Genomic DNA, 10026 nt, shown 5'->3' with positions numbered 1-10026 from the left:
GAGGGTGATGATGTTCTGACAGCGCTCAGTACCAGTTACAGTCAGACCCTGTCCGGGGGCGCCGGTAATGATCGGCTGACCGGCGGTACCGGCAATGACACACTCATAGGTGGTACTGGCAACGATACGCTGCGTGGAGGCTCGGGTTCTGATACCTACCTGTTCAACCTGGGCGATGGCAAGGACCTTATTTTTGACGACTCCAGCTTCAACGCTGATACGGATGTCGTGAAGTTCGGTGCCGGTATCCTGGCAAGTGATCTCACGATCAGTCGCGCCGGTACTCAACTGGTACTGAGTCATCAAAACGGTCTGGACAGCATCACGATCGATAGGTGGTTCGATACGGCTGATGGTCGATACAAAATCGAACGGTTTGAGTTTGCGGATGGAACGGTTTGGAACAGCAGTGCACTTACGACTCCCTTCCTGACGCAAGTCGGGAGTGAGGGTGATGATGTTCTGACAGCGCTCAGTACCAGTTACAGTCAGACCCTGTCCGGGGGCGCCGGTAATGATCGGCTGACCGGCGGTACCGGCAATGACACACTCATAGGTGGTACTGGTAACGATACGCTGCGTGGAGGCTCGGGTTCTGATACCTACCTGTTCAACCTGGGCGATGGCAAGGACCTTATTTTTGACGACTCCAGCTTCAACGCTGATACGGATGTCGTGAAGTTCGGTGCCGGTATCCTGGCAAGTGATCTCACGATCAGTCGCGCCGGTACGCAACTGGTACTGAGTCATCAAAACGGTCTGGACAGCATCACGATCGATAGGTGGTTCGATACGGCCGATGGTCGTTATAAAGTCGAACGGTTTGAGTTTTCAGACGGAGTTCGCTTGAATAGTTCTGAGGTCGGGTTGATGGCAAGCTCTGCTGTAGTCAAAGCTTCCAAGGCTGTAACTGTGGATGGTTATTTAGATAGCAATAATAACTCTAGATTTGATGGGGAATATACTTTAACTAATGCTAATCCCTCAGATTCAGGTGGGCGTGAGGAATTGAAGCTCGATGATATTGATCTTCAGTATCTCAGCAGTTTTGACGGTGCTCGAGGCGAAGATAGTCTCGTAGAAGGGGGCGATGATCAAAGTCGTCGTGGAGGCATGAATGTTGAACTCGTACCGCAGATTGATTTTGTCGAAGGTTCAAGTACTGCTTTATATGCCAATGCGCTTGATGGGTTGATAAGTGCCATGGCTGCGTTCGGCTCATCAGCTGGTGGTGAAGTAAGTATTATATCTGTTTCGCGTAACCCTGAAGACTCGATTATTGCAGTGAATTTACAATAGTAAATATCTGTTAGCTTCAGGGGGTGACCCCTGAAGTGTGCGGCGTGTAGAGTTGCTTGTTAAGTGTGTATAATGATTCATTTTTTCGTTGGCTGCATGTTGTTATTTTATGATTGTTGTTATATGCTTTTCTGAGGTTTGAAGTGTTTTTGGGTTTTGGGCTATTTGAAAGGATTCATTGATGAGTTCGAAATGTTGTGCTTTTTTTTTGGTTTTTATGGTATCGAATATTTGTTACGCATTTGACAAGTGTCAGCATTCTTCAAGTCGCGCTGAATTAAGTTCGGTTTATCAAGAGGCAGTGCTTCAGAATTCCGAACTTGCAGCAGCAAGAGCTGAGTTTAAAGCCCAGCAAGAAGCAGTGCCTCAAGCTCGAGCTAATCTTCTTCCTGCGATTTCTAGTAATGCAACTTTTGAGTCTATCCGTCTAGAACGAGATTCGCCCCAATTAACTCGGGTGCGAAGTGGTATGACTTATCAAGCCAATCTAAAGCAGACTTTATTCAATGCTGAGCTTTGGTTTGCATTAAAGGCAGCGCAAGCATCTTCTGCTCAGAGTTGGATTGATTTATCTGTGAAAGAGCAGGACTTAGTACTCAGGACTGCAGAAGTCTATTTTGAGGTTTTACGAGCCTCTGATGATTTAGCGGCTACTAATGTAGAGGAGATTTCGTTTAAAAAACAAATGGACCAAGCACAGGCTAAACTTAAAGGCGGATTGTCCAGTATCACTGATGTGTTGGATGCTCAAGCGGCTTTTGATAACGTACACGCTAATCGCAAGCTCGCCGAACGTAAAGTGTATGATGGGTTTGAGCAATTGGAGCGACTCACCAACTGTGATTACAGTAGTATAGAAGGTATCGAGCATCAACTTCCAATTTTGCCTCCTGCTCCTCGAGATGCAAAACTATGGGTAGACGCTGCTGTTAGACAAAATTTGACATTGCTAGCCAGTGAGCGAGCGGTTGAAGTGGCAGCAGAAACATTCAATCAGCGGCGATCAGCTTATGTTCCAACATTGGAAGCTGTGGCGTCATATAGGAAAGGGGATAACGATAGCTTTGGCTATAGTAATCCTACTGATTTTGGGACAGGTGGGTATCAAGGTAATGTTGCTCAGAGCTCAATTGCTCTTCAGGTGAATTTACCTATTTACACCGGCGGGCGAATGACTTCTCAGGCCCGTGAGTCATATCAGAGGCTCATACAGAATGAGGAGCTTAATGAGACTCAGCGGCGTGATGTGGTTTTTAATACCCGAAATTATTATAGAGCAGTTAATTCTGATATCGAACAAATTTCTGCTCGAAAAAAATATATTCTTTCAAGTCAGGCCTCATTGAAAGCCTCTAAGGTTGGGGCTGATATAGGAACCCGAAACACTGTTGATGTATTGAATGCACAGCGTCGGCTTTTTAAAGCGGTTCGTGATTATAATAATGCCAGGTATGACTATGTTCTTAATGATTTGCGTTTGAAGAAGGTTGCAGGAAGTTTGGGGGCGGAGGATCTCTATAGTTTGGCTCGGTATCTAAAGCGCGACTATGAGCCTCGTCGTGATTTCCTGCCTTCGGAGTTAGGGGGTGCGGACTTTCATTAGTTGATGTGAGATTTTGATCTGGTTGAAAGTATTTGGTTGAGAGTGTTGGGTTTTTGCCGGTTTGCATGTTTCAGTGGTTTTGGTATATGCGCATTTTACATATTTTTTAGTGAGCTTAAGTCTGGTATTTGAGAGAGGAGGTTGTTTGGGGTTTATGTAGTCATATTTTTGTGGATATATAGATGGCTTCATATAGTTATACAAATGGCTCTTCCTTAGTTTCTGATGACTGCGGATATGCTATCAGTCAAGCCTATAAGGTCGCTAGCAGTTGAACCTCAACCTCCCGCCCCGATCCACCGCCCGCACCAACACCTCCTGCAACTGCTCAACCAGCACCGGCGCGCAAACCTCCAGGGTCTGCAGCGCATCTTTCCCTGGTTGTTGCAGCAAGAGGGTCAGGCTTTCTATCAAGTTCTGGGTCAGGCTATTTAGCGTTCTCATACCGGAGGCTCCAAGGCCGTGATGGGTTCGAGGAAGGTAATGACGTGAGGTTCGATTCCGCGCAAGCGGTCGATACGGGCGGCGACCTGGATCGCGGCATCGAGTTCGCTGACTCCCTGGCTTTGCATGATGTCGTAGCGTTCTTTCTTTTCTTCCGACTCGGTCATGGCCAGCGCCAGGTACAGGCTGGGCGGTACCGCACGGAATAGCACTTCCATGCTCTTGGAGAGCAGGACGCCTTCGGTGTATTTGCCGCTTTCTTTGCGCGCCGAGAGCATCAAGGCTTTTTGCGCGGGTGTCAGTTCGCGGAATCGGGAGATTTTTTCAACTTCGTCCGGCGGCATGTTCAGGCAGATCCACCACTCGATCATGTTCAACATCGGTGCCGCCGCCGGGGGCAGGTCGTCGATGTTTTGCGTGGCCAGCCAGAACCATGCGCCGAGCTTTCGCCACATTTTGGTGATCTTCACCACATAGGGGGAGAGCAGCGGGTTTTTGGTGATGATGTGGCCTTCGTCCGTCAGTTTGACGATGGGCCGGCCCTTGTATTGGTCGCGTTCGGCCAGGTTGTTGATGGTGTTCAGTAGCGAGATATAGGCGATCGACAATTGGGCGTTGTAGCCCTCCAGGGCATAGGTGGCCAGGTCGACGATGGTGATGTCGGCTTCAGGCCAGGGCGTGCCTTCGCGGTTGAAGATGTCGCCATCGCTGCCCATGCAGAATATGTCCATGGCTTCGGCCATTTCTTGCATGCGGTTGCGCCGGGTCTCAGGCGCGTCTGCGTCCTGGGCGGCGATTTTGAGGGCATCACGGATGTCCTGTGTCAGTACCGGCCGGCCTGTGCTGGCGCAGGTTCTGGCTGCGGCGAGGATGCCGTGGCGAATGGCGCTGCGATCGGCGCGGGTCAGGCGTTCTTCTTCCTTTGCTTCACCGCCGGTGATCATCAGGCGTGCGGCGATTTCCAGTTCTCCGAGGATGTCGCGCTGTTCGTCCTGGCTGCTGGTATGGGCGTCGGAGGTCTCCACGTCGTCGGGGCCAACGATTTTGAGATTGTCTGTGCTTTGTACCAGCCGGATGGCATCGGCAAAGGGCGCCAGGCTGACGCCTGAGCCGGGGCTCAATTTGATTCGGTTGACGGTCAAGCCCAGGCGTTTTGCCAGATCGCCGGTCAAGCCGAAGCTGTTGCCAGCTTCCACGATAAAGAGGCGTGGCCGGTACACCGCTATCAGTTGGCTGATCAGGTTACACAGGGTCGCCGATTTGCCGGCACCGGTCGGGCCGAACACAAACAGGTGAGCATTCATCTGCCGATCGAGCCGGTTTAGCGGGTCGAAGGTCAGGGGCGCGCCGCCGCGGTTGAACAGGGTGATGCCGGGGTGGCCGGTACCGGTGGAGCGGCCCCAGACCGGCGCCAGGTTGGCGATATGCTGGGCGAACATCAGTTGGGTGTACCAGTCCAGCGCACGGCGTTGGTTGGGGTCGAAGTTGCCCGGTAACCAGCGCAGGTAGGTGTTCAGGGGCGCTACTTCATCACGGGGCTCAACCGGCTCCATTCCGGCGCCAAGCAGGGCGGTGCTCAGTTGCAGGCTGCGCTCATGCAGTTGTGCGTGATCGCGGCCGCGCAGGTAAAACGCCACGCTGCCCCGGTAGAGTTTGTGTTTGCGGCCGAGCAGTTGGCGGGCTGTGTTGACGTCTTCGCGGGTCAGGATCGAGGCCTGGGTATCGCCGACGGCTTTGCGGGACAGCTTTTCCAGATGACTTTCCAGAGTGTCCTGCGGGGTGATGACCAGGGTTATGCAGAGGAGGGTGTCCTCTGGCATTTTGTCGAACAGGGCATTGAGGGCATCGCCGCCTTTGCGGGTTTCGCCGGTGAGGTGGCCGGTCTTGGGCGCTTCGCGCAGTCGATCGAGCATCACCACGCGATGGGGCAGGCCGTCGAAGTACCACAGGCCTTTGTCGGTACTCGACACTGGCTCGCGGTAGCACAGGTTCTGCGAGAAATCGGTGCCGCTGGCCAGGGGTAATTCGCCTTCGCACGGGGCAGGCATCTGCTGGCAGACCAGTTCATAGAAACGGCGGATATCGGCATCTGCTGGCCCAAGGTGGTCGGGCCGAGGGTTGAACCAGTGGATCAGCCAGTGGCGGATGGCGTGGCCATCCATGCGATGGCTTTTGATACCTGCATTGGCCAGGCCTCCAGTCAGTCGATCGCAGATGATTTTCAGATATGGGCCGGGGGCTTGGCCACGTACGTCCAGGTCTGCGCTCTGGATACGGCGATAGACGACCAGTCGCACACGGCGTTGCTGGCCCCGCCAGGGCAATTGGCTGACCGTGGTGTCCTCGAACAGGCCGCCAGGTTTGGAGATGGCCGCCAGATGTAGTTTCATCAGTTGCAGATACAGCTCGGTGAAGGCGGTGCCTTTGGCCCGGGGCTGGATGTAGTCGTGCAGGTGCTGCAGATAATCATCCCAATTGGTTTCGTCCTGGGCGTAGAGCTGAACCACCCAGGGCGAGGTTTCCAGTTCGTCGAAGGAGTCCTGCAGCGCGTTTTCCAGCGCATCGCGGACTTTGCGCAACCAGTCAGGGTCGCGACCCTCGGTGCCAATGGGTGTCAGCTCGAAGAAAGCCGCGCGGGATACGCCGTCCTCCAGCAGCATGGCTTGCTCTGCCGGCAAGTAGTCGACCCAGGGCAGCAGGTCGACGAAGGAAGCGTTGACGTCGTACAGGCGGGCGACGTCGGCGGTGGTGGCCGGTTTCTGTTTGGGATTGCGCCAGTCCTCTGGGGAGGGAACGCCTTGCGCGGCCAAGCGTTCGAAGTAGCAATCGGTAGCGGCCTCGAAAGCTTCTGATGTTTGAGTGTGATCAAGGTCAGGCTCTGATCGTTGGCGTGCTTTAAAACGTTGCCAAAGTCCCATTAATAGTCCTCCGTGCGCTCACCGGGCATGGCGTATTGCACGCGCTGATACAGCGGGAACACCGTTGAGTAGCCCGGTATCGGCGCCGGGTCTGAGCCGGCCAAATGCGGGAAGACGTACATCACCAGGTCGGGATTGGGCAGGCGCTTGAACTGGCTGTAGATCTCGTTTTGCGCTGTGCGGGTAAAGGTGGTTTGATCGACCGGCCCGGACTCAAACGGTCGGCGCAGGGCCTGGCGTGCGTCTATCAATTGACGGTTGCTGGCGCTGGTGCCTTGCTGCCAAACATCCATCATCGTCTGCTTGCCGTGGGGTAGCAGCTCGTCCTTGCTGGTGGAGCAGGCTGAAGTCAGCAGTGTCAGGGTCAAAACGACAGAGTGTTTAGTCCAGCGACGTCGAGACATGGCGCCCCCCTGAGCGGTAGTCGACCTTGCGGCCCTTGAGTTCGTAATCGATGGTCAACTGCTGGTCCAGATGCACCACGACTTTGGCCCCGGGCTGCACATATACGGCGGCGAAGGCCTGACCATAGAGCTTGTTCACCCAACTGGAGATATCGTTGACGCCTGAGCCGATGATCTTGCTCATGGCTTCGCTGCCGGACATGCCGACGCTGCCCACCGTTCCGGTCTGGGTGTTGACGAATGAGCTACCGCCATCCGACTTGATAAGAGAGGCGGCGCCCGCGCCGGCAGCGGTGATCAACACCTGCGAACCGATGTACTGCGAGGCATTGCTTTTGCGCTCGCCGCTGATGCAGGGGATGCCGTGGTCATCGCTGATCCAGCCCAGCCCGCCTTGAATGGTGGATTGGTTGCCGTTATTGCTGTTTGAGTTGCTTGTTGCTTCCTCAGACGGCGCGGGTAAGGTGCGGACAGTGCCGTCGTTGAACACGAAGGTCAGGCTTTTGATCTGCCCGCGCACGCAAGATAAGGTCCAGTCCCCGGACGCAGTTCCGCTGGCCACCGCCCCGGCGACATCGGGCAAGTCGATACCGTTGGCGGTGAGATTGTCCGGGCCGATCAGCACCTTGAACGGGTAGGGGTCATTGACGGTGCCGTCTATGGGCACCCGCCCAATCAATGCGGACATGGCCACCGAGCCCATCAAAGTCGAGTTTTGCGGCAGGGTATAGACCTTGCGCACCTGCTTGCGAGCGTCCTGCGGGGCGACTTCATTCGCCACGGCCTGTGCACCGAGGTTCAGGGCATGCTGGCCGCGATCCAGGGTTTCGCCAAATGAGGTCGGGAAGTTGAAGCCGTTAGCGGTCTGATTGGAGCCTGCGGCAATGGGTTTACCGTTGATATCGACGGGCGTGGCGTCTTGCGGATTTATCCACACTAGGTCCAGCTCCGGTGCTCCCTTGAAGTGCTGGCCATCCCCGGGCTGAATGCCAAAGCCAATCGGCAAGTCAGATCCGGTGGGGCTGCTTGCGCTCGGTTTGTTGCTCAGGGTGTTGTACTGCTGTTGCATCGTATCCAGGAAGGTCTGGCTCTGCTGTTGCGACTCTTGCTTGAGGGTGTCCTTGGCGTTTTGCAGGGTGGTCGCGATATTTTGATCGATGCTTTGCAGGCGCTTTTGCAGCTCGGCATTCTGTTGTTTTAGTGCGTCATTGTTCTGCAGGGCATTGCTGACCTGATCTTTGAGCTGGCGACTTTCGGCAACTATGGTGCGCAGCGTGTCGCCGGGGGTATCGCCGTCGACTCCGAGTTTTTTCGCTTCGTTTGAATTGAGGGAGAGGATGCCTGCATCTTGAGCGTCCTGCTGAGAGCTGCCGCCGCTAAACAGCTTGGCCATGACGATAACCGCGACGATCACGAACGGGATAACCAGAAACTTGATCAGCGGATTATTCTTCACGGCGCGCTCCTTTCGGATCGATCTGCCCAATAGTCACGGGCAGTACCGACTCGGGCAGGCCGTGGCCACGGGTTACCAGATAGACAGTCGTGGTGTCGCTGGAATTGCCTTTGGCGCCGAGATAGGGATGCTGGAAAGTGGCGGTGACAAAGTCGCCCATTAATTCACGCGGGTCCAAAGTCACAGGTTGGCTGCCGGTATTGCGCAGCTTGACGGCCGTGACCCATAAATCCTCCAGTCGCCATGCCCCCAAGGCTCTGGCCTCGACAGGCCGGGTGGGTAGCAGGGTGGTGAGATCCATATTGCGTTTGAGATTGACCTGGGCAATGCCTGGTACGGTTTCAACTGTGCGCAAGGGGGCATACAGCATCTGCGCGGCATAGCGTGTCATCACCACTGGCAGCGGTGTTTCACGCTGGGCTGGCGCTGCGGCGTCGCTAATATTCTCGGTCGATCGGTTGGCAGCTTTAGAGTCTTCAGCCTTGGGGGAGGGCTGACCATAACGCACCGCCAAGTTCTCACCGGCCACGATTTTAATTGGCTCGAGGGCTGGCTGGTTCGCCTTGCTGGGTGTCGCGATGATATCCACCAGCATGATCTCGCCGGTACTCATGTTTTGCAGTTGCAGGCGGGTCGGCTCAATGGGCTCCTTGGCCAGCAAATACAGGGTGCCACCTGTACTTTGCACACGCAGCTTGTCGACCATATGACGGGGCAGGCCCACCCGCACATTTTGATCAACGAAGACGATACGCTCCTGCCCGACGACCAATGGCAAGGCCAGCGGAATACGCTCCCAGCGCTGAATCTCCACGGCATGAGCGAAATTGCACGCAACCAGCGCAGCGAGCAGCAGAAGGCGCTTCATCCTTTATCTCCTGCCCTGATGGGTTCTGCGGCGACCTCTATTCGCTGCGGATTACCGCTGTAGCAGTCCCAGGCCAGGCCGAAGGGGTTCTTTTCGGGATCAACATCGGAGCGAATGATATGCAGGGGGTAGCGTGCAAATGCTCGTTTCACCCGCTCGCCGCCGTAATGCTCATCGGCGGTGATATCCAGGTTTACGGTCCAGTCATTGATGCTGTGTTGCTGAACATGTGGCTCTTGCTGGTTGTCGATGCCACGCCCGGGAATCTCGAACACCCCGCGTTCGCGTTTGCGCAGTTCACCGCTGTTGCGGCGCAGTTCGAAGTCCCGCTGCAAATAGGCTTTGCAGCTCGGCGTCAGGTAGCCGCTCAAGCGGATGATGTTGTCCTCGTAATCGGTCTCACCGTTCGAGGGCCAGCGGTTCATCTGCTGGAAGATATAGAGGCCAAAGGCATACACCGACTCTGGCGGCACATCCCACCACGGCCGCGTGCTGCCCGAGCGCAGGTCAGGCGGAACATGAATGGTCAGATCGCGGGGGGCGCTTTGCCAGCCATACGCCATATACAGGCCGAGTGCGATCAGCAGGCCTATCACCAGGCGCAGGCTTTTGATATGGGCCTGTTGGGCATCCACGCGCTTGCGGTAGGTCATGGCGCCTCCGAGTGACGGCAGGTCCATGCACCGGAGCGCGTGATCAGGCGTGCGCTGTTCCAGGTCGGGATATGCCGGGCAATCGCCAACTGCATCTGGCGGTACAGCCAGGTGCCCGGGCGTCCGCGCTTCATGCGGCGCAAGATCCGGCTGGCGATAGCCAGTCCCAGCACCCCGCCGACCATTGCTCCAGCAATAATCAGTGCCCAGATTTGGGTCAGAATTGCGGCGGGAATGCCAGCCAACAGTCCCGTTACGCTACAGACCAGCAATGTGGTCCACATCTCGTCGGCAGTCAGACCTCCCATGATCACGGGCTGGCTGTTCAGCCTGCCCGGAAGAAACATCAGCGTGCCGTCATCAAATAGCTCGGTCATAGCC

At 55.5% G+C, this 10026-nt stretch carries 9 protein-coding genes; 2 read left to right on the top strand and 7 right to left on the bottom strand.

Annotated features, from left to right (window positions below; all coding sequences use genetic code 11):
- Both ACP7BE_RS22675 and ACP7BE_RS22670 read left to right on the top strand, forming a co-directional pair.
- A partial coding sequence (locus ACP7BE_RS22675) for a calcium-binding protein (protein ID WP_426107371.1) occupies positions 1-1299 on the top strand: 1299 nt, incomplete at its 5' end.
- Positions 1300-1480: 181 nt separating this feature from the next.
- On the top strand, positions 1481-2902 hold the full coding sequence (locus ACP7BE_RS22670; protein ID WP_426107369.1) for a TolC family outer membrane protein: 1422 nt from the start codon (positions 1481-1483) through the stop codon (positions 2900-2902).
- Positions 2903-3166: 264 nt separating this feature from the next.
- Here the strand turns inward: ACP7BE_RS22670 and ACP7BE_RS22665 are convergent, their stop codons facing one another.
- The 7 genes from ACP7BE_RS22665 to ACP7BE_RS22635 are packed head-to-tail and all read right to left on the bottom strand — an operon-like array spanning position 3167 to position 10022.
- Positions 3167-3346, bottom strand: a complete 180-nt coding sequence (locus ACP7BE_RS22665; RefSeq protein WP_426107380.1) for a hypothetical protein — start codon at positions 3344-3346, stop codon at positions 3167-3169.
- A complete protein-coding gene (locus ACP7BE_RS22660; RefSeq protein ID WP_426107367.1) occupies positions 3343-6264 on the bottom strand; it encodes a conjugative transfer ATPase in 2922 nt (973 codons plus the stop codon). The genes ACP7BE_RS22665 and ACP7BE_RS22660 overlap by 4 nt, the downstream gene beginning before the upstream one ends.
- Positions 6264-6668 (bottom strand): TIGR03751 family conjugal transfer lipoprotein, encoded by a 405-nt coding sequence (locus ACP7BE_RS22655; RefSeq protein WP_240881821.1) that lies wholly within the window; start codon positions 6666-6668, stop codon positions 6264-6266. The genes ACP7BE_RS22660 and ACP7BE_RS22655 overlap by 1 nt, the downstream gene beginning before the upstream one ends.
- Positions 6646-8124, bottom strand: coding sequence for a TIGR03752 family integrating conjugative element protein (locus tag ACP7BE_RS22650; protein ID WP_426107365.1), 1479 nt, complete (start codon positions 8122-8124; stop codon positions 6646-6648). The genes ACP7BE_RS22655 and ACP7BE_RS22650 overlap by 23 nt, the downstream gene beginning before the upstream one ends.
- A complete protein-coding gene (locus ACP7BE_RS22645) occupies positions 8114-8992 on the bottom strand; it encodes a TIGR03749 family integrating conjugative element protein (RefSeq protein WP_426107363.1) in 879 nt (292 codons plus the stop codon). The genes ACP7BE_RS22650 and ACP7BE_RS22645 overlap by 11 nt, the downstream gene beginning before the upstream one ends.
- Positions 8989-9645, bottom strand: coding sequence for a PFL_4703 family integrating conjugative element protein (locus ACP7BE_RS22640; protein ID WP_426107361.1), 657 nt, complete (start codon positions 9643-9645; stop codon positions 8989-8991). Before ACP7BE_RS22640 ends, ACP7BE_RS22645 begins: the two co-directional genes overlap by 4 nt.
- Entirely contained in the window at positions 9642-10022 is a 381-nt protein-coding gene (locus ACP7BE_RS22635) for a TIGR03750 family conjugal transfer protein (RefSeq protein WP_426107359.1), read from the bottom strand. Before ACP7BE_RS22635 ends, ACP7BE_RS22640 begins: the two co-directional genes overlap by 4 nt.
- Positions 10023-10026: the final 4 nt, after the last annotated feature.

Origin of the sequence: Pseudomonas sp. TWR1-1-3 (assembly GCF_049896805.1) — a bacterium.
GTDB lineage: Bacteria > Pseudomonadota > Gammaproteobacteria > Pseudomonadales > Pseudomonadaceae > Aquipseudomonas > Aquipseudomonas bubulae.
The sequence above is the reverse complement of the archived record's forward strand: the minus strand, read 5'-3'. Positions and strand labels throughout refer to the sequence as shown.